This is a genomic window from Streptomyces varsoviensis (genome assembly GCF_000718635.1).
Lineage (GTDB): Bacteria > Actinomycetota > Actinomycetes > Streptomycetales > Streptomycetaceae > Streptomyces > Streptomyces varsoviensis.
This window is the reverse complement of the sequence record NZ_JOBF01000001.1, coordinates 596,491-617,926: the sequence shown is the minus strand read 5'-3', so window position 1 is coordinate 617,926 and position 21,436 is coordinate 596,491. Positions and strand designations below refer to the sequence as shown.

General features: G+C 73.8%; 6 protein-coding genes. All 6 read right to left on the bottom strand.

Features of this window, described 5'->3' with window-relative positions; all coding sequences use genetic code 11:
* Positions 1-5: 5 nt before the first annotated feature.
* Positions 6-848 (bottom strand): mycofactocin-coupled SDR family oxidoreductase, encoded by an 843-nt coding sequence (locus IF55_RS02460; protein ID WP_030882077.1) that lies wholly within the window; start codon positions 846-848, stop codon positions 6-8.
* A gap of 101 nt (positions 849-949) precedes the next feature.
* Positions 950-1,372, bottom strand: a complete 423-nt coding sequence (locus tag IF55_RS02455; protein ID WP_030882074.1) for an allene oxide cyclase barrel-like domain-containing protein — start codon at positions 1,370-1,372, stop codon at positions 950-952.
* Positions 1,373-1,451: 79 nt separating this feature from the next.
* A complete protein-coding gene (locus tag IF55_RS02450; protein WP_030882071.1) occupies positions 1,452-1,811 on the bottom strand; it encodes a nuclear transport factor 2 family protein in 360 nt (119 codons plus the stop codon).
* Between the two features lie 38 nt (positions 1,812-1,849).
* Entirely contained in the window at positions 1,850-3,100 is a 1,251-nt protein-coding gene (locus tag IF55_RS02445; RefSeq protein ID WP_037964384.1) for a cytochrome P450 family protein, read from the bottom strand.
* An 11-nt stretch (positions 3,101-3,111) separates the two neighbouring features.
* On the bottom strand, positions 3,112-5,916 hold the full coding sequence (locus tag IF55_RS40300; protein ID WP_245661023.1) for an SDR family NAD(P)-dependent oxidoreductase: 2,805 nt from the start codon (positions 5,914-5,916) through the stop codon (positions 3,112-3,114).
* Positions 5,913-21,425 carry a type I polyketide synthase gene (locus IF55_RS02440; RefSeq protein WP_425428511.1) on the bottom strand — a complete coding sequence of 5,171 codons (15,513 nt, stop codon included), beginning with the start codon at positions 21,423-21,425 and terminating at the stop codon, positions 5,913-5,915. The genes IF55_RS40300 and IF55_RS02440 overlap by 4 nt, the downstream gene beginning before the upstream one ends.
* Positions 21,426-21,436 lie beyond the last annotated feature (11 nt).

Sequence of the window (21,436 nt, the reverse complement as noted above, 5' to 3'; positions counted from 1 at the left end):
GGCTCCTATCGAATTTTGTTGGGGAGCGACATTCCGGCGTCCACGGGAAGGGTGATTCCCGTGACGTGACGCGCCGCGTCCGACGCCAGATAGAGCACGGCCTCGCTGACCCCTTGCGAGTCCAGCCAGCCGACGGGCAACGCGCTCATCTCTCGCATCACATCGTTCGCCGCCTCCGGTGTCGGGTCGGAGACTTCGGGCAGGAAGAGCTTTCGCATCGGAGCGTTGTTGACCATCGGCGTGTCGACATTTCCCGGGTTGACCGAATTCACGCGGATGTTGTGCGGTGCCAGCTCCACGGCCAGGGCACGCATCAGCCCGACCACGCCGTGCTTGGACGCGGTGTAGTGCGACATGGTCGGCACGCCGATCAGCCCCGCCGTCGAGCTGATGAAGACCAGCGAGCCGCCTTCATTCCGCTCGATCATATGGGGAATCACCGCTTTGACGGTTTTCCACGATCCCGTCAGATTGACGTCGATGATTTCTTGCCAGGCTTCCTCGGAGAGTTCCCATGAGAACCCGAAGCTGGACATGCCGGCATTCGCGCACACGACGTCGATATGGCCGAACTCGGCTATCGCCTCGTCGACGACATTCTGCAATTCCTTGAAGTCGCGGGTATCCGCCCGGCGGGCAAGGATTCGCCGGCCCGTCTGTTCGACCAGCTTCGTCGTCGAGGTGAGGTCCTGGCTGTTCGCCCCTGGGTACGGCGTGCTGTCGAGGTCCGCGCACAGGTCGACGGCCACGATGTCCGCCCCCTCCTGGGCGAGCCGCACCGCGTGCGAACGCCCCATGCCACGCGCGGCGCCAGTGACCAGCGCGACTTTCCCGGCGACCCGGCTCAATTCGCTACCTCCACGTCGGAGAACACAGGTGCCAATCCGCGGCGGAATGCCCTGAATCCTGAACTTGAGTTTCCTCGCCCCATCACGTCACCGCGAGCCGTTCACTCGGCGGCGGCAAACATGATCAGTTTCACGTCGGCGCCTTCCACCTTGCCGAGGTCGTACGGGCGCCAGGCCATGAATCCCGTCTGGCCGAGGTACCGGCCGCTGGTGCCCACACTCGGGTAGTAGGCCCAGTCCCCGGACAGGAGCGACCCGAGGTCGATCCAGCCGGCGACCCGGATCGTTCCGGACCCGTCCTCGAAGACGACCTCGTTGGTCAGGTACGCCATGAACTGCTGGTCGGATTCCCGCTGGTAGAGAATCTTGTAGCCGCCCGAGGTGGTGGCCACCTTCTCACCGGACTTGGTGAACAGGGCGTGCTCGTACACACCGCCCTGGCCGACCTGGATGTTCTCGAAGTCCTCGATGTCGGTGGTGGCGCTGACCGTCGTCTCGACCAGTTCCTCATAGCTGTTGAGCATGTTTCTACCCCTTCTTGATGGAGAGTTTCAGCGATTCTCGGGGAGCGGCAAGGCCGCATCAGGGATGCGTCGGAGAGTTTCAGGCCTTGCGGTAGACGTCTTTGAGCACGATCTTCCCGTCGCGCAGGATGAAGAGGTCGACGCCGCGATTGACCACCTTTCCGTCATCGGTCTCCACGGTCCACCGCACCAGCCCCATGTTCTCGTCGACCATGATGGGCGGCTCGAATTTCCCGTCGACCCCGGAGGCGATCATCTTTTCGCGCATCGCGTTCATACTGGTGATCAGCTCGCCGATCTGATTCTTGGTGTGGACCGTCCCGAGTCCGTCTCCGTCGGGCGTGATCCACTGCCCGTCGTCGGCGAAACATTCGACGGCGGTCTCGATGTCGCCGGCACCCGAGCTCTGGAAGAATCGGTCGATCACTTCTGCTGACATGGGTCCGCTCCATTCTCGTCGTTAACCGTGTTCATGGGTCATGCGTGCAATCTGACCGGCAGCCGCTCCAGGCCGCGGAACTGCAGGGTGTATCGCCAGGTGAGTCGTTCCAGCGGCTCGGCCGCCTCCCAGCGGGGGAACCTGTCCAGCAGCCGGGCCAGCACGATTTCGCCCTCCAGCCGTGCGAGCGGCGCGCCGACGCAGTGATGGATGCCGTGCCCGAAGGCCAGGTGCGTAGCGGCATTGCGGTGAATGTCCAGCCGGTCCGGGTCCGCGAACCGATTCGGATCCCGATTCGCCGAGGACAGCGCCAGGAACACCACCTCGCCGGCCGGGATGACCGTATCGCCGACCTCCACCGGTTCGGTGGTGTAGCGCAAGGTGGAAAGGTTCAACGGGCTTTCATACCGCAGGAATTCTTCCACTGCGTTCGGTATGAGGGCGGCGTCCCCGCGCAACTGCTCCAACTGTTCGGGGTGCTTCAGGAGAGCGTACACCGAACTGCTGATCAGGTTGGCGGTGGTCTCGTATCCGGCGTTCATCATCAGGAAGATGGTGGAAAGCAGCTCGGACTCCTCGAACCGCTCCTCGTTGTCCGGGTCGATCATCGCGTTGATCAGGTCGTCCGCGCCGTCATGACGGCTCGCTTTCTGGGCGACCAGGGTCCGGAAGTATTCGAGCGACGCCATATAGGCCCGATACTTCTCCGCCGGCTCGGATTCGACGCTGGTGAGCGCGCGGTTCCACCGGCGCAGATCGTGGTGGGCGGCGCGGGGTACGCCGAGCAATTCGCCGATCACCGCGATGGGGATGGCCATCGCCACGGACTCCACCAGGTCGACCTCGGCCCCCGGCGGGATCGAGTCGAGCAGTTCGTCGGTGAGTTCCTCGATGCGCGGCCGCAGGTTCAGTGTCCGGCGCATCGTGAACGCCCTGCTGAACATCCGGCGCAGCCGCGAGTGTTGCGGCGGATCGCTGAACAGCATGCTCTCCGACGTGATCGACGCGCCGGAGACGTCCTCCGTGCTGTGCTCGGCGATGATCGGCGCGGCGCCCCCGGCCGCCTTCGAGAGCCTGGGGTCGGCCAGCAGCCGGCGTACGTCGCTGTACTCGGTGACCAGCCAGGAACGCAGGCCGGTGCTCAAGGTCTTGATGACGAGCCGCCGGGGCCCCGTACCGGCGCGCATCTCCTGGTAGGTCAGGTAGGGGTCCTGGATGAAGTCCCAGCTCAACAGGTCGGCCTCGGCTGTCTCGGGGCCGGGGGCGCGGGGCTTCGTGGGGTCGGTCATGAGGTGTCGGTTCACTGGCCGGGTCCGCCCAATTCTCGGTTGATGAAGTCGAACAGTTCGTTGTCGTCGGCGTTCTCGATGAGCCGGCTCTGCTCGGATTGGCCGCCTTGGCCGGCGAGCGCGGCGGCCAGCTTCTGGACTCGCCGCAGCACCTGGTTCTTGGCCGCCTCGTCGATGCCGTCGTCCGCCGCCACCGCCGAGAGCATGTCCTCCAGCCGGTCGAGCTCGGCCAGCGCGGAGTCGGCCGGGTCGGCGTCCGCGCCGAACATCGCCGTCCGCAGGTGGTCGCGGAGCGCCAGCGCGGTCGGGTGGTCATAGGTGAGCGTCGCCGGCAGCGTCAGCCCGGTCGCCGCGACGAGCCGGTTGCGCAGCTCGACCGCGGCGAGGGAGTCGAAACCCAGCTCGACGAACGCCTTGGTCGGCGGCAGGGCCTCGGTCGAGGTGTGCCCGAGCGCGTCGGCCACCTGCTCTCGCACCAACTCCAGCAGCACGGCGTCACGTTCGTCGCCGTCCAGGGCGTCCAGCCGCGCCCAGGGCCGGGCCCCGCCGTTCGGCTCGGCGAGCCGGTGCCCCGCGGCGGCCGCCGGGAACGCCGCCCGGTATTCGGGCAGGTCGCTGATGACCGTGCACTTGACGGTGCCCGCGGTCGCCGTGATGAATCGGGCCCAGTCGACGTGCGTCATGGCGATGTAGGTCTCGTCGTCGTCCAGTGCCCGCCGCAGTCCGGCCAGCGACTGGCCGGGATCCATCGCGTGCAGCCCCCGGCGGCTCGCCCGTTCGGTCGCTCCGGTGTCGTCGGCCATGCCCCCGCCGGCCAGAAGGCCCCAGCCGATCGTCGTGGCCGGCAGGCCGCGCGCCCGCCGGTGGTGGGCCAGGGCGTCGAGGAAGGCGTTCCCCGCCGCGTAGTGCGACTGGCCGGGTGAGCCGATGAGGCCGGCGGCCGAGGAGAACAGCACGAAGGCCGAGAGGTCCAGGTCCTGGGTCAGCTCGTGGAGGTTCCACGCCCCCTCCACCTTGGGCCGCAGCACGTTGTTCAGCCTGTCGAGGGTCAGTTCGGTGACGACGCCGTCGTTGGCCACCCCCGCGCTGTGGAACACGGCGGTCAGCGGCAGGTCGTGGGGCAGGCTCGCGAGCACGTCCTTCACCTGGCCCCGGTCGGCGATGTCGCAGGCGGCGATGGTCACCGAGGCCCCGAGCGCGGTGAGGTCGGCTTCGAGCTCGACGGCGCCCGGCGCTTCACGGCCCCGGCGGGAGGTGAGGACGAGGTGGGGCGCGCCCTGCTCGGCCAGCCAGCGCGCGGTACGGGCGCCAAGGCCGGTGAGGCCGCCGGTGACCAGCACGCTGCCCGACGGCCGCCAGTTGCGGCGCGGCGCCTGGTCCGGGTCGGCGCGGACCAGCCGGCCGCCCAGCACGGCGCCGTCCCGCAGCGCTGCCTGCTCCCCCGTGCCGCCGTCGCCCAGCAGGCGCATCAGCCCGGCCGTAGAGGCGTCGTCGGGCGTGGCCGGCAGGTCGACCAGGCCGCCCCAGCGGTCGGGGCGCTCCAGCGCGAGGGTCCGTCCGAAGCCCCACAGCAGGGCCTGGCCGGGATGGTCGAGGCCGTCGCCGGGGACGACGTCCACCGCGCCCTGGGTGAGACACCACAGGGGCGCGTCGATCCCGCGGTCCTCCAGCGCCTGGATCAGGCCCACCGTGGCGGCCAGGCCGGCCGGCACGCCCGGGTGGTCCGGGACGCGGGACCCCTCCAGCGCCAGCAGCGACACCACCCCGGCGAGCGGCGGCTCGTCGAGCCGGGTCGCCAGCGCGGCCCGGTCGAGCTGCTGCTCGCCGACCTCCAGAACACGGACCTCGGCCCCGGCGGCGGTCATGGCCGCTGCGATCGCCGCGACCCAGGCGTCGTCGCGGTGGCCGGCGGGCACCGCCAGCAGCCAGGTGCCGGTGAGCGTGGTATCCGGCCGGGTCGGTACGGACCGCCAGCTCAATCGGTACCGCCGGCTGTCCAGCGCCGTCCTCTCGCGGCGGCCGAGGCGCCACCGGGTGAGTGCGGGCAGTACGGCGCCGAGGCCGTCCCGTTCCTCGGTGTCCAGCTCGGCGCTCAGCGCGTCGAGGTCGCCCTGTTCGACCAGCCCCCAGAAGCGGCTGTCCACGGCGTCCGGGTCCGCTGTCGTCGGGGCCGGTGTCTTCGGCGTGTCCGGCCAGTAGCGCGTGCGGTGGAAGGCGTACGTCGGCAGCGGTGTCTGTCCCGCGCCGGCCGCGGGGAACAGGGCCGGCCAGTCGACCTCGACCCCGGCGGCGAACAGGGTGCCCAGTGCGGCGAGCACGGATTCGCTCTCGGGCCGGCCGCGCCGGAGGCCGGGCACGGCGACGACCTCGTCACCGGTCACGCACGCGCGGATCAGGCCCGTCAGGGTCGCGTCGGGCCCCAGCTCCAGGAAGCGGGTCGCCCCGCCGGCCCGGAGTCCGGACACCGTGTCGGCGAACCGCACCGTGTCGCGGACGTGCTGGACCCAGTACTCGGGGGTGGCCACGTCGCCGCTGGTCATCGGTATGCGCGGTGGCTGGAAATCCAGGCCGTCGAGCGCGGCCCGGAAGTCCGCGAGCATGGGGTCCATGAGCGGGGAGTGGAAGGCGTGGCTGACGGCCAGTCGCTTCGTGCGATAGCCGGCGTCGCGGAGGCGTTGTCCGGCCTCGGCGACGGCGAGTTCGGCGCCGGAGACGACCACCGACTCCGGGGTGTTGACCGCGGCGATCGATACGCCGGGGCCCTCCTCGGCCACCAGCGGTGCCACCACGTCCTCACCGGCGTCGACGGACATCATGACACCTCGTCGAACGCCGCCGCGAACACCGGGAAATCACGGTGGAGTTCGAGGCCCATCCCCACCCGCTGCGAACCCTGACCGGTGAAGACGACGGCCAGACCGCCGCCGCCGGCCACGCCGGTGGCTTCGGCGCCGGGCGTGGCGGTGCCGGCAGTGCCGTCAGTGCCGGCAGTGCCGGCTGCGAAGGCCGCCAGTCGCTCGCGCAGTTGCTCGCGGTCGGCGGCGAGCACCACCGCCCGGTGGTCGTGCGTCGCGCGGTCGGTCACCAGTGCCCGCGCGATGTCGGCCGCCGTCAGGTCGGGCCGGTCGGTCATGTGGGCGTGGAGGCGCGCCGCCTGGGCGCGCAGGGCCGCCGGCCCCCGGGCCGACAGCACCACCGGCCGCACCCGCCCGTTCGCGGAGCGCTCGTCCGGGGCCGGTGCCGTCGGCGGCGCGGGGAGGTCCGCGGGCGGTTGTTCCAGGATGATGTGCGCGTTGGTTCCGCTGAGGCTGAACGCGGACACGCCCGCCCGTCGCGGATGCCCCTGTTCGGGCCAGTCACGGGCCTGGTCCAGGAGTGCCACCCCGCCGGAGGACCAGTCGACCTCGGGGGTCGGGGTCTCGGCGTGGAGCGTCGGGGGCAGCAGGCCGTGCCGCATCGCCATGATCATCTTGATGGCTCCGGCGGCGCCGGCGGCGGCCTGCGCATGCCCGATGTTCGATTTGATCGAACCGAGCCACAGCGGGGCGCCGGGCTCGCGCTCGCGTCCGTAGGCGGCCAGCAGGGCCTGCGCCTCGATGGGGTCGCCGAGCCGGGTCCCGGTGCCGTGTCCCTCCACCGCGTCGACCTCGCGCGCCGACAGGCCGGCGTTGGCCAGCGCGGCGCGGATGACCCGTTGCTGCGACGGGCCGCTGGGCGCGGTGAGGCCGTTCGAGGCACCGTCCTGGTTGACCGCCGAGCCGGCCAGGACGGCCAGGACGCGATGGTGGTTGCGGCGGGCCTCGGAGAGCCGCTCCAGTACGAGCAGGCCCACGCCCTCGGCCCAGCCGGTGCCGTCCGCTCCGTCCCCGAAGGCCCGGCACCGGCCGTCCGGGGACAGGCCCCGCTGCCGCGCCATCTCCACGAACATGGCGGGGGTGGCCATCGTGGCGACCCCGCCGGCCAGCGCCAGCGAGCACTCGCCGGAGCGCAGCGCCTGGGCCGCCAGGTGCAGGGCCACGAGCGAGGACGAGCACGCCGTGTCGATGGAGACGGAGGGCCCCTCGAATCCGAACTCGTAGGACAGCCGGCCGGAGATGATGCTGGCCGCGTTGCCGGTCAGCACCCGGCCGCCGAAGTCCCCGGAGTCGCGGTCCAGCAGGGCGGGGTAGTCGCTCCCGTTCGCTCCCACGAACACCCCGACCGGGCCGCCGCGCAGGACGGAGGGGACGATGCCGGCGTTCTCGAACGACTCCCAGGCCGTCTCCAGCAGCAGCCGCTGCTGCGGGTCGATGGCGATGGCCTCGCGCGGGGAGATGCCGAAGAAGTCGGAGTCGAACTCGGCCAGGCGGTCGAGGAACCCGCCCCCCTGGGCGTACGTCGTGCCGGCGTGGTCGGGGTCCGGGTCGTAGAGGCCGGACAGGTCCCAGCCGCGGTCGGCGGGGAAGCCGGTGATCCCGTCGCGGCCCTCGGCGACCAGCCTCCACAGCTCGTCCGGCGAGTCCACGCCGCCCGGGTACCGGCAGGCCATACCGACGATCACGATCGGGTCGTCGCCGGTCGCGGCGACGGGCCCGGCCGGAGTGGCGTCGGCGGTGCCGGCGGTGGCGGAAGTGTCGGTCTCCTCGCCCACCAGCTCGGACCGGAGGAACGCGGCCAGCGCCTCGGGGGTGGGGTGGTCGAACACCAGCGTCGCCGGCAGCCGCAGCCCGGTGGCCGTGTTGAGCCGGTTGCGCAGTTCGACCGCGGTGAGCGAGTCGAACCCGACCTCGTGGAAGGCGCGGGTCATGTCGACCGAGGCGCCGCTCGGGTGGCCGAGCACTGCGGCGACCTGCTCGCGTACCAGTTCGCCGATGGCCTTCACCTGGTCGGCCACGGAGGAACCGGCCGCTCGTACCGCCTCCGGTCCCGCCGCCGGCGATGCCGCCGCGCGCCGGGCCGGACGCCGCACCAGGCCCCGCAGCAGGGCGGGCACCGTGCCGGACGTACGTACGGCGGCCAGGTCGAGGCGGGCGGCCAGCACGTTGGGGCGAGCCGCGTCGGCCGCCGCGGCCAGCAGCTCAAGGCCCTGGGCGGTGGGCATCGGCAGCATCCCGCCGCGCCCCATGCGGGCCACGTCGGTCTCGCTGAGGTTCTCGGCCATGCCGCTGTCCTCGCCCCACCAGCCCCAACTGATGGCGACCGCGGGGAGGCCCTGCCGGTGCCGCTCGACGGCCAGCGCGTCGAGGAAGGCGTTGGCGGCGGCGTAGTTGGCCTGGCCCGGGGCTCCGAAGGCCGTGGCGGAGGACGAGAACAGCACGAACGCGGAGAGGTCCAGCTCCCGGGTCTGTTCGTGCAGGTGCCAGGCGCCGTCGACCTTGGGGGCCAGCACCGCGTCGACCCGTTCGGCGGTCAGGGAGCCGAACACGCCGTCGTCCAGGACTCCGGCACAGTGCACCACCGCGGTGAGCGGGAACTCCGGCTCCACCGAACGCACCAGGGCCGCGACCTGATCGCCGTCGGCGACATCGCAGGCCACGACGCGTACCGCGGCGCCGAGTTCCGCCAGTTCGGCGGCGAGTCGGACGGTCCGGGGCGAGGTGTCGCCCTGACGGGAGGCCAGCACCACATGCCGCACGTGGTGGTCGGTGACGAGGTAGCGGGCCGCGTGCCCGGCGAGGGCGCCCGAGGCGCCGGTGATCAGTACGGTGCCGGCCGACCACGCGGTGGCCCGCGCGGTGTCGACGGCCCCCAGGCGGGCCAGCCGCGGGGCCCGGAGCGCGCCGTCGCGCACCGAGACCTCCGGCTCGCCCGATGCCACGGCCGCGTGCAGCGCCGCGGTGGTGATCGCGTCGGCGCCGCCCTCGACGAGGACGATGCGGTCGGGGTTCTCCGACTGCGCCGAGCGCAGCAGGCCCCGTACGGCCGCGCCGGTCAGGCTGTCGGTCGTCACCACCGCCAGCCGGGAGGACTCCCAGGCGGGATCGGCCAGCCACGTCTGCACCGAGCGCAGCACGCCGTTCACCGCCGCGTGGACGTCGGCGGCGACGGCGGTCTCCTCCCCCGGTTCCCCCGGTACGGACACCGCCACGAGGGCCGGTACCTCGGCCGCCGCGTCCCGCCCGGATATCAGCTCCGCGAGTGCGAGCGGGCCGGCCAGCACGGTGGCCTCGGGGTGGGGCGCGCTGTCGTCGACCCGGCCGCACTCGACCCACTCGGTCTCGAACAGCGAGTCGTCGCGGGACGCGGCGGCGCGGAGCTGGTCGGCGGAGACCGAGCGGGAGGACAGCGCCGCCACGCTGAAGACGGGGGCGCCGGTCTCGTCGAAGGCGTCCAGGGCGACCGTGTCGGCGGCCACCGGCCGGACCCGGACGCGCAGCGCGGTGGCGCCCGAGGCGAACAGCCGCGCTCCGGCCCAGGAGAACGGCACCAGGCCCTGAGGGGACTCGGAGGTGAGGGCCCGGAGCACGCCGCCGTGCAGACCGGCGTCCAGCAGCGCCGGGTGCACGCCGTAGCGCTCGACGTCGGTCCCGTTCGGCGGCAGCGCCACCTCGGCGTAGAGCTCGGCCCCGCGCCGCCAGCAGGCCACCAGCCCCTGGAACGTCGGCCCGTAGTCGTGGCCCGCCTCGGCGAACAGTTCGTACGCGCCGGCGACATCGACGGCGTCGGCTCCCCGCGGCGGCCATTCGGTGAGCGGATCGGGGTCCGGCAGGCTCCCCGTGCCGGACACGGTTCCGGTGGCGTGCCGGGTCCAGGGGGTGTCGTCGGCGTCGCCGTCGGGGCGGGCGGAGATCGTGATCTTCCGGTGGCCCCCCTCGTCGGCCGCTTCCACCAGAATCTGCAGCGCGACCGAGCCCGCCGGGGCGATCAGCAGGGGCGACTCGATCGTCAGCTCGTCGAGCACGGTGCAGCCGACCTGCTCGGCCGCCCGCAGCGCCACGTCGACGAAGGCGGTGCCGGGGAGCAGGGCCTGCTCGAACAGCACGTGCTCGGCCAGCCAGGGCTGGGTCCGCGGCGCCAGCCGGCCGGTCAGCAGCACGGACTCGCCGCCGGCGACCTCCACGCCGGCCAGCAGCAGCGGATGGTCGAGCGGGTCGAGGCCGACCGCGGCGAGACCGGCCGGCGGCTCGGGGTTGTCGAGCCAGTACCGCTGGTGCTGGAACGCGTACGTGGGGAGCGGGGTGTGCCGGGCTCCGGTGCCGTCGAACAGGGCGGGCCAGTCGACGTCCACTCCGGCGGCGAACAAGGTGCCGAGCGCGGTGAGCGCCGTGTCGGCTTCGTCGCGGTGCCGGCGCAGGCCGGGGACCGCGACGGCGTCCGTCTCCGCGAGACAGTCGCGGATCGCGCCGGTCAACGGGGCGTCGGGGCCGATCTCCAGGAACCGGGTGACGCCGGCGCCGTGCAGTTCGGCCACCGTGTCGGCGAACCGCACCGTGTCCCGCACGTGCCGCACCCAGTACTCCGGGTCCGTCACCTGCTCGCCGCCCGCCATCGCGATGCGCGGCGGCTGGAATGCCAGGCCGTGGACCAGGGCGCGGAACTCGTCGAGCATCGGGTCCATGAGCGGCGAATGGAACGCGTGGCTGACGGCGAGCCGCTTCGTGCGGTATCCGTCCTCGGTCAGGCGCCGCACGATCTCCGCGACGGCCGCCTCGGTCCCCGAGAGCACCACGGAACCGGGGGTGTTGACCGCCGCGATCGACACCTCTTCGGCGTACCGCGCGACCAGCGGTGCGACCGCCTGCTCGCCCGCGGTCACCGAGACCATCACACCACCCGGGCCGAGCCGCGCCATCAGCCGGCCCCGCTCCGCCACCAGCCGGCACGCGTCCGGCAGCGACAGCACGCCGGCGACGTGCGCGGCCGCGATCTCGCCCACCGAATGGCCGGTGAGGACGTCCGGCCGGACACCCCAGGACTCGAACAGCCGGAACAGCGCGACCTCGACCGCGAAGAGCGCCGGCTGGGCGACCTCCGTGGCGTCGAGCCGATCGCCCCCGTCGCCGAGGACGGCCTCCCGGACGGCGGGATCCAACTGGCCGCACGCCTGGTCGAACGCGGCCGCGAAGACCGGGAAGCGCCGGTGCAGTTCCGAGCCCATGCCGGGGTGCTGCGCGCCCTGGCCGGTGAACACCATCGCCAGCGGGCCCCGCCGGGCCGCATCGGCGACGACTCCGGTTCCGTCGCCCCCGTGCGCGTACTCCGCCAGCCGTTCCAGGGCCTGCGCGCGGTCGGCGGCGAGCAGGACCGCCCGGTGATCGTGGCGGGCCCGGTCGGTCACCAGGGAGTAGGCGATGTCCGCCAACGCCGCGTCGGGACGGTCGCGCAGGGAGGAGCACAGCCGGTCCGCCTGGCCCCGCAGGGCCGCGGGCCCGCGGGCCGACAGTACGAGCGGCCACACCGGCAGCGTCGCCGCGGGGGTCGTGGCCGGGGCGGGGGCCGGAGCGGTGGACTCGGCCGGGGGCTGTTCCAGGATGATGTGGGCGTTGGTCCCGCTGACGCCGAAGGAGGACACCCCCACCCGGCGGGGCCGGCCGCGATCGGGCCACTCCCGCGCCCGGTCGAGCAGCGCGACCGCGCCCGACTCCCAGTCGACCTGCGGCGACGGGGTCTGTGCGAACAGGGACTTGGGCATGATCCCGTGCCGCATCGCCATGATCATCTTGATGGTGCCGGCGATGCCCGCCGCCGCCTGCGTGTGGCCGATGTTCGACTTGATCGACCCCAGCCAGAGCGGCGCGTCCTCGGTGTGCTCGCTGCCGTAGGTGGCCAGCAGCGCCTGGGCCTCGATCGGATCGCCCAGCCGGGTCCCCGTGCCGTGTCCCTCGACGACGTCCACGTCGGCGGCGGACAGCCCGGCGCTGGCCAGGGCCTGGCGGATCACCCGCTGCTGGGACGGGCCGTTGGGGGCCGTCAGCCCGTTCGACGCGCCGTCCTGGTTCAGCGCCGAACCGGCCAGCAGCGCCAGCACCTGGTGGCCGTTGCGCCGAGCGTCGGACAGCCGCTCCAGCACCACCAGGCCCGCGCCCTCGGACCAGCCGGTGCCGTCCGCGTCCGCGCCGTACGCCCGGCACCGGCCGTCCGCGGCGTTCGCGCGCAGCCGGCTGTACTCCACGTACAGGTCGGGCGTGGCCATCACCGTCACGCCGCCGGCCAGCGCGAGCGAGCACTCCCCCGACCGCAGCGTCTGCGCCGCCAGGTGCATGCTGACCAGCGATGACGAGCACGCCGTGTCCACCGTCACGGCGGGGCCCTCGAAGCCGAACTCGTAGGCGACCCGGCCCGACGCGATGCTGCCGGCGCTGCCGTTGCCCAGGTAGCCCTCCAGCTCCTCGGGCTTGGTGTGCAGGCGCGAGCCGTAGTCGTGGTACATCAGCCCGACGAACACGCCGGTCGGGCCGCCGCGCAGCGAGGCGGGATCGATGCCCGCGTTCTCCAGGGACTCCCAGGCCGTTTCCAGCAGCAGCCGCTGCTGCGGGTCGATCGTGATGGCCTCGCGCGGCGAGATGCCGAAGAACTCGGGGTCGAACTGGTCGGCGTCGTGCAGGAAGCCGCCCTCACGGGTGTAGGTGGTCCCGGGGTGGTCGGGGTCCGGGTGGTAGAGCCCGTCCAGGTTCCAGCCCCGGTCGGTGGGGAAGGGGCCGATGACGTCCCGCCCTTCGGCGACGAGGTCCCAGAGCTCGTCGGGCGAACTCACCCCGCCCGGGAAGCGGCAGGCCATGCCCACGATCGCGATCGGGTCGTCTCCTGTCCCGGCCGAGGTCGCGGCCTCGGTAGCGCCGGCGGCCGGCCGGGCCGGGGCGGGCGCGTCGCCGCCGATCTCGCCCCGCACGAACTCGATCAGGGCGGCCGGCGAGGGGTAGTCGAAGATCAGTGTGGCCGGCAGCCGCAGCCCGGTGGCCGTGTTGAGCCGGTTGCGCAGCTCCACAGCGGTCAGGGAGTCGAACCCCAGAGCGGTGAAGGGCTGCCGGTCGTCGACGGCGTTCTCCGAGGTGTGCCCGAGCACGGCCGCGGCGTGGACGCGCACCAGCTCGGCGACGGCCTGGTCGCGCTCGGCCGGCTCCAGTGCCGCCAGGCCCTCGCGAGCTCCGGCCCCGCCGGCCGGGTGAGGTTCGACGATCCGCCGCGCCGGGCGGCGCACCAGCCCGCGCAGCAGCCCCGGGACCGCGGCCGCGGTGGACAGGCCGGCGAGGTCGAACGGGGCGGCGACGACCCGGCCCTGGCGGCGGGCGGCCGCGTCGAACAGGGCGAGACCGAAGTCGTTGTCCACCGGGCGGATGCCGGTACGGGCCATCCGGGCCCGGTCCTGGGCGCCGAGGTGGCTGCCCATCCCGCTGGCCTCGGCCCACCACCCCCAGGCGATCGACACCGCCGGCAGCCCGAGCCGCCGCCGGTGCTCGGCCAGCTCGTCGCAGAACGCGTTGGCCGCCGCGTAGTTCGCCTGACCGGCGGCGCCGAACGCCGCCGCGGCCGAGGAGAACAGCACGAACGCCGACAGCTCGGCGTCCCGCGTGGCCTCGTGCAGGTGCCAGGCGCCGTCCACCTTGGGCCGCAGCACCGCGTCGACCCGGTCGGGCGTCAGCGACCCCACGGTCCCGTCGTCGAGCACACCCGCGCAGTGCACCACGGCGCTGAGCGGGAACTCCGGCGGCACCGAGCCGACGAGGTCCAGCACCTCATGGCGTACGGCGAGGTCGCACGCGACCATCCGCACCGAGGCGCCCGCCCCGGTCAGCCGCTCGACCAACTCGTCGGCGCCGGGAGCGGCCGGGCCCCGCCGCGACACCAGCATCAGCCGCCGCACCCCGCACTCGGCCACAAGGTGCTCGGCCACCAACCCGCCCAGTACGCCGGACGCCCCGGTCAGCAGCACGGTCCCGGTGCCCCACATCGAGGCCGGCTCGTCCGCCGCCGGCCCGGCGGTCTCCGGGAGCGCTTCGGCGGCGACCTTGTTCAGGCGGGGCGACCACAACTGTCCATCGCGAACCGACACCTCCGGCTCGCCCGTCGCGAGCGCGGCGCGGGCCAGGTCCTCCACCGCCGACGCCCCGGCCGGCTCCGGATCGGCGAACGACCGCTCGACGAGAACCACCCGCTCGGGGTTCTCCGTCTGCGCGGAGCGCACCAGACCTGCGACCGCCGCGCCCACGAGTCCGCCGTCGACCACCACGACCAGCCGCGACCGCTCCCACCGGGCGTCGCCGAGCCAGTCCTGAAGCACCCGCAGCGTGCCGTTCACCGCGGTGTGCACCGCGTCGACCGTCGACTCGGGTGCCGGGCCGCCGGGGACGCGGAGCACCACCAGTTCGGGCAGGGGCGCGCCATCGTCCACCGCCGAGCCGAGCGCGGCCAGGTCGGGGTGGCACCACGCGTCGGCCGTGTGCTCGTCGCGTTCGTCGTGCTCGCTGCGCTCGTTGTGTTCGTCGTGCTCGTTGAGCTCGTCGTGCTCGTTGAGCTCGTCGTGCTCGTCGTGCTCGTCGCCCGACGGCGCGGTCCGCGCCGGATCGGGCAGCGCCAGCCGGCCGATCGGCCCTTCGGCGCTCGCCACCGAACCGGTCTCGGCCGGTCCGCACCGCACCCAGCCGGGCTCGAACAGCGCGTCGCCGTGCGGGGAGTCGACATCGCGCAACTGCTCGGCGGAAACCTCCCGGGCGACCAGTGAGTCCACCCTCAGCACCGGGCGGCCGGCGGTGTCGAACCCGTCCACCGACCACGAGGACGGCCCCGTCGGGGAGAACACGAGCCGCAGCGCCGCGGCGCCCGAGGCGAGCAGCCGCACCCCGGACCACAGGAACGGCGCGCGCACGCCGGGGCTGTCCGGGCCGGCGCCCCGCGCGTCGAGCTGATCCATCGCCAGGCTGTGCTGGCCGGTGTCCATCAGGGCCGGGTGCAGGCCGAAACGGGCCGCGTCGGCCGCCAGTCGCTCGGGCAGCTCCGCCTCGGCGAAGACCTGGTCGCCCATCCGCCAGGCCCGGCGCAGCCCGGTGAAGGCGGGGCCGTAGTGGTAGCCGAGCGCGCCGAGCCGCTGGTACGAACCGTCGACGTCCAGTTCGGTCGCCCCGGGCGGCGGCCACGTCGCGTCCGCCGGCCACGGCGCCGGCTCCGGATCGTCGCCGGGCGCCGCGCTCCCCCGCGCGTGCCGCGTCCACGAGGCGCCCACGGCCTCGCCGGGCCGCGTCGGCTGGGAGTAGACCTCGACGGTGCGGCGGCCGTCGTGGTCGGGGGCCCCCACGAGCACCTGGACCAGCACGTCCTGCCGGTTCGGCAGGGTCAGCGGCGCCTCGATGGCCAGCTCCTCCAGCCGGCCGAGGCCCGCCTCGTCGGCCGCGCGGACCGCCAGTTCGAGGAAGGCCGTACCGGGCAGCAGCGGCCGGTCGAAGAGCGCGTGGTCGGCGAGCCACGGGTGAGCGTGGAGCGAGAGCCGGCTGGTGAACAGGTAGCCGGCGTCGCCGGCCAGGGTCGCCTTCGCTCCGAGCAGCGGGTGATCGACCTGTTCAAGGCCGCTGGCGGCCAGGTCGGCGGGGGCGGACGCCGCCACGGTCGGCCAGTAGCGCTGCCGCTGGAAGGCGTAGGTCGGCAGATCGACCCGCCGCGCCCCGTTGCCGGCGAAGACCGCGGACCAGTCCACGGTGAGCCCGGCCCGCCACGCGGCGGCCGTCGAGCGCAGGAACATCTCCGGGTCGCTCTCGCCGCGGCGGAGGGTCGCCAGCACGGTCGCCTCGACGCCGCCCTCCTCGGCGGTCTCCTCGATCGCGGGGGCCAGCAGCGGGTGCGGGGCCACCTCCAGCAGCACGCGGTACCCGTCGGCCAGCAGCGCGGCACAGGTGTCGTGGAACCGTACGGGCCGCACGAGGTTGGTGAACCAGTACCGGCCGTCGAGTTCGTCGCCCTCCACCCGGCGGGCGAGCGTCGGGGAGTAGTACGGCACCGAGGCGGCGGCCGGGCGGATGTCGGTCAGGAGCGCGAGGAGTTCGTCCTCGACCACCGCCATGTCCGGGGAGTGCGTCGGGTAGTCCATCGGGATGGGACGCGCGCGGACCCCGGCGGCCTCGTACTCGGCCCGCAGCGCGGCGATGCTGTCGAGCGGGCCGGTCACGACGACTGATCGCGGGCCGTTGACCACGCTGACGTGCACGCCGGTCAGATGGGCGACCCGGTCGCGCACCTGGTCGGCCGGCAGCCCGACCCAGAGCGTGGCGTAGCCGGTCACCCGGCCGGACACGCGCGCCCGCGCGGTCAGGACCCGGGCCGCGTCGGCGAGGGTGAGGATGCCGGCGATGTGCGCGGCCGCGACCTCGCCCACGGAGTGCGCGATGATCGCGGAGGGCACCACCCCTTGGGAGATCCACAGCCGGGCGAGCGAGACCATGACCGCGAACAGCATCGGCTGGACCTGCTCGGCGTGACCGGTGTCGACGCCGCCCACGCCGTCCGCACCCGCCGCGCCGTCCGAGTCCGCCGCGCCGTCGGTGCCGTCCGCGCCTGCCAGCAGATCGCGCAGGGTACGGCCGTGCCAGTCCACGTACGGCGCGAGCGCCGCCTCGCACTCCGCCATGGACGCGGCGAAGACCGGCGAGGAGTCCCACAGCCGCAGGGCCATCCCGGCGTACTGGCCGCCCTGCCCCGGGAACACGAACACCGGATCGGTGTCGCCGGAGCCGACGGGACCGGCGACCGGGGTGACGCCGGCCACCACGTCGTCCAGGCCGGAGAGGAGTTCGGGGAGGTCGGCGCCGAGCACCACGGCCCGGTGCTCCAGCGAGGCGCGGGTGCCGGCCAGTGAGAACGCCACGTCGGCCAGGTCCGCCGGGCCGGTGGCCCCGAGCGTCAGAAGGTGCTCGCGCAACCGCGCGGCCTGGCCGCGCAGCGCGGCTTCGCCGCGGCCGCTGAGCAGCAGCGGCAGCACCCGCGGCGGGTGGGACCGGTCCGCCGGCCCGGCCTCGGGTTCGGTGTCGGTGTCGGTGTCGGTGTCGGTGTCCGGAGCCTGCTCCACGATGACGTGCGCGTTGGTGCCGCTCGCCCCGAAGGAGGACACCGCTGCCCGGCGGGGCCGCCCGGTCGTCGGCCAGGGCCGGGCGTCGCCGAGCAGCCGGACCGTTCCGCTCTCCCAGTCGACGTGTTCCGAGGGCCGGTCCACGTGCAGGGTCTTCGGCAGCAGACCGTGCCGGATCGCCATGATCATCTTGATGACGCTGCCGACCCCGGCCGCTGCCTGGGAGTGGCCGATGTTGGACTTGAGCGAGCCCAGCCAGAGCGGTTCGCCCTCCCCGCGGTCCCGCCCGTACACGGCCTGCAGCGCCTTGATCTCGATCGGGTCGCCGAGCACCGTGCCGGTGCCGTGCCCGTCCACCGCGTCCACCTCGTCGGGGCGCACCCCCGCGTTGGCCAGTGCCTGGCGTACGACCCGCTGCTGGGCGAGGCCGTTGGGCGCGGTGAGGCCGTTGGAGGCGCCGTCCTGGTTGATCGCCGAGCCGCGGAGCACGGCCAGCACCGAGTGGCCGTTCCGGCGGGCGTCGGAGAGCCGTTCCAGTACCAGCAGGCCGGCGCCCTCGGCGAATCCGGTCCCGTCGGCGCCCGCGCCGAACGCCTTGCAGCGGCCGTCGGCGGACAGCCCCTGCTTGTCGAACTCCTGGAGGTCGACCGGGGTCGCCATGACGGTGGCGCCGCCGGCCAGCGCCAGCCCGCACTCCCCGGACCGCAGCGCCTGCGCCGCCAGGTGCATCGCCACCAGCGAGGACGAGCAGGCCGTGTCGACGGTCAACGCCGGCCCCTCCAGGCCGAACTGGTAGGAGACCCGCCCGGCGAGCACCGCGGCGGAGGTCCCGGTGAGCAGGTAGCCGTCGGCCAGTTCGGCGCTGCCGCGGAGCAGGTCCGCGTAGTCCTGGTCGCTGGTGCCGGCGAACACGCCGGTCCGGCTGCCCCGCATCGACTTCGGGTCGATCCCCGCCCGCTCCAGCGCTTCCCAGGTCAGTTCCAGCAACAGCCGCTGCTGCGGGTCCATCGAGGCCGCCTCGCGCGGCGAGATCCCGAAGAACCGCGCGTCGAACTGGGCCACGTCGTCGAGGAAGCCGCCGCCGCGCACGTGGGTGGCGCCCTGACGCGTCGCATCCGGGTGCAGCAAGGTGTCGAGGTCCCAGCCCCGGTCGGTCGGCAGCCCCGACACCGCGTCGCGGCCGCCGTCCACCAGCTCCCACAACTGCTCCGGCGAGGCGACCCCGCCCGGGTAGCGGCAGGCCATGCCCACCACGACGATCGGGTCGTCGGCGAGCGGGGCACGGGGCACGGCCGCGCCGGGCTCCTCGTCGGCCGCCTCGGTCACCCGCCCGACCAGGTACGACGCGAGGGCCGCGGGGGTCGGGTAGTCGAAGGCCACGGTGCCGGCCAGCCCGAGACCGAGCGCCGCGTTCAGCCGGTCCCGCAGCTCCACCGCCGCGAGCGAGCTGAAGCCCAGGTCCTGGAAGGTGCCGTCGACGTCGACCTCGGCCGGCGAGTCGAGGCCCAGTACCAGGGCGACGGAGGTCCGCACCAGATCGTTCACGACACGACGCTGGTCCACGACGGCCAGTACGTCCGTGACCCGACCATCGGTGCCCGGTTCGGACATGGCGGCCGAGGGCGCGTCCGAGGGGGCCGGGGCTGCGGAGCCGTCGCGCGGCAGCCAGTGCCGGTGCCGCTGGAAGGCGTAGGTCGGCAGGTCGACCCGCGGGCCCCCGTCGGGGAACAGCGCCGCCCAGCCCACCTCGGCGCCGCCGGCGAAGAGGCGGCCGGCCGCGTCGAGCAGGGCGACGGCCTCGGGCCGGTCACGGCGGGAGGCGGCCACCGCCGTCACCCGCCGGTCGGCGGGCAGGCACTCCCGGACCATGGCCGAGAGCACCGCGTCCGGTCCCAGCTCCAGGAAGCGGGTGACGCCCCGCTCGTACAGGGTGGCCACCCCGTCGGCGAAGCGCACCTGCTCGCGTGCCTGCCGGACCCAGTAGCCGGGGTCGCCGAGCGTGGCCGCGTCGGCCAGGGCGCCGGTGAGGGTGGACACCACCGGGATGTCGGGCGCGCCGAAGGCGAGTCCGGCGACGACGGCCCGGAAGTCCTCCAGCACCGGGTCCATCAGCGGCGAGTGGAACGCGTGGCTGGTGGTGAGCCGACGGGTCCGGTACCCGGCCGCGGCCAACTGGGCCACGACCTCCGCCACCGGTTCCTCCGCACCGGACACCACGACCGACTCGGGGCTGTTCACCGCGGCCACGGACACCCCGTCCGCCGCCGCGACCAGCGGGGCCACCGCATCCGGGGCGGCGTTCACCGCGACCATGGCGCCGCCCTCGGGCAGCGCCTGCATCAGCCGGCCGCGCGCCACGACCATGCGGCCGGCGTCGGCGAGGGACAGCACGCCGGCCGCGTGCGCGGCGCTGATCTCGCCGACCGAGTGACCGGCGACGAACTCGGGCCGGACGCCCCACGACTGGACGAGCCGGAACAGCGCGGTCTCGAAGGCGAACAGCGCCGGCTGCGCGAACTCGGTGCGGTCCAGCGGCGGACCGCCCTCCCACATCAGCTCGCGCAGCGACCGGCCCAGCGGCCCGTCGACCACCGCGCAGACCTCGTCCAGCGCCGCGTCGAACACCGGGTACCGCGCCGCCAGTTCTCGCCCCATCGCGGCGCGCTGGGCGCCCTGGCCGGTGAAGACGAACGCCAGTCGGCCCTCCCGCGCCCGGTCGACGTGGACCGCGGGGCTGTCCGTGCCGGCGGCCAGCGCGGCGAGACCGGCCAGCAGGGCGGCCCTGTCCTCGGCGACCACCACGGCGCGGTCGGCCAGCACGGCGCGGGTGGTGACCAGGCTCCGTCCGACGTCGGCCGGTTCCAGCTCCGGGTGGCGTTCGACGAAGGAGCGCAGTTCCTCGGCCTGACCGCGCAGCCCGGCGGCGCCCCGGCCGGTCACCACGAACGGCCACGGGCCGGTGCGGGCCTCCCCCGGCGGCGCGGACGCTGCCTCGGCCGGGCCTTCGGGGGCCTGCTCCAGGATGACGTGCGCGTTGGTGCCGCTGATCCCGAACGACGACACCGCGGCCCGCCGGGGACGGCCCCGGTCGGGCCACCGCCGCTGGTCGGTGAGGAGCCGGACCGTGCCCGCCGACCAGTCGACGTGGGAGGTCGGCCGCTGGGCGTGCAGCGTCCTGGGCAGCTCCCCGTGGCGCATGGCCATGACCATCTTGATCACGCCGCCGACGCCGGCCGCCGCCTGCGGGTGGCCGATGTTCGACTTCAGCGACCCGATCCACAGCGGCGTGTCCGCCGTCCGCTCCCGGCCGTAGGTGTCCAGCAGGGCCCGGGCCTCGATCGGGTCGCCCAGCCGGGTGCCGGTGCCGTGTGCCTCGACCGCGTCGATGTCGGTCGAGGACAGACCGGCGTTGGCCAGCGCGGCCCGGATCACCTGGCGCTGGGCCGCGCCGTTCGGGGCGGTGAGGCCGTTGGAGGCGCCGTCCTGGTTGAGGGCGGAGCCGGTCATGAGGGCGAGCACCTGGTGGCCGTTGCGCCGGGCGTCGGAGAGCCGCTCGACCACGAGCACGCCGACGCCTTCCCCCCAGCCCATGCCGTCGGCCTCGTCGCCGAATGCCTTGCACCGGCCGTCCGGGGCGATGCCGCGCTGCCGGGCGAACTCGATGAGCGAGGCCGGGCCCGACATGATCGTCGCCCCGCCGACCAGGGCGAGCGAGCACTCCCGCGAGCGCAGCGCCTGGGCGGCCAGGTGCAGCGCGACCAGCGAGGAGGAGCACGCCGTGTCCACGGTGACCGCGGGCCCCTGGAGGCCGAACGCGTAGGACAGCCGTCCGGAGACGACGCTGGCGATGTTGCCGGTCAGCACGTAGCCCTCGTAGGCCGCCGGCACGGTGCGCAGCGAGATGTGGTCCTGGTAGCTGACGCCGACGTACACGCCGGTCTGGCTTCCGCGTACCGCGTCGGCGCTGATCCCGGCTCGTTCCAGGGCCTCCCACGAGGTCTCCAGGAGGAGCCGCTGATGCGGGTCCATCACGGTCGCCTCCCGAGGGGGGATGGCGAAGAACTCGTGGTCGAACTGGTCCGGCCTCCGCAGGAATCCGCCGCCCCGGGAGTATGTCCGGCCCACCTTCCGGGGGTCGGGGTCGTAGAGCTCGTCGAGGTTCCAGCCGCGGTCCGCCGGGAGGCCGGAGATGGCGTCGGTGCCGTCGGCCACGAGCCGCCACAGGGCTTCGGGGCTGTCGGCGTCGCCCGGGTAGCGGCAGGCCATGCCGACGATGGCGATCGGCTCCCGGTCCCGCGCCTCGGCGTCGCCGAGCCGCTGCCGGATGCGCTCGTTCTCCTTGAGCGCGTTGCGCAGCGCGTCAACCA

Bases quoted from the DNA above. Each gene is read 5' to 3' on its own strand.
- IF55_RS40300 (WP_245661023.1), bottom strand. From the start codon at position 5,916: ATGATGTCCGTCGACGCCGGTGAGGACGTGGTGGCACCGCTGGTGGCC.
- IF55_RS02450 (WP_030882071.1), bottom strand. From the start codon at position 1,811: ATGTCAGCAGAAGTGATCGACCGATTCTTCCAGAGCTCGGGTGCCGGC.
- IF55_RS02455 (WP_030882074.1), bottom strand. From the start codon at position 1,372: ATGCTCAACAGCTATGAGGAACTGGTCGAGACGACGGTCAGCGCCACC.
- IF55_RS02445 (WP_037964384.1), bottom strand. From the start codon at position 3,100: ATGACCGACCCCACGAAGCCCCGCGCCCCCGGCCCCGAGACAGCCGAG.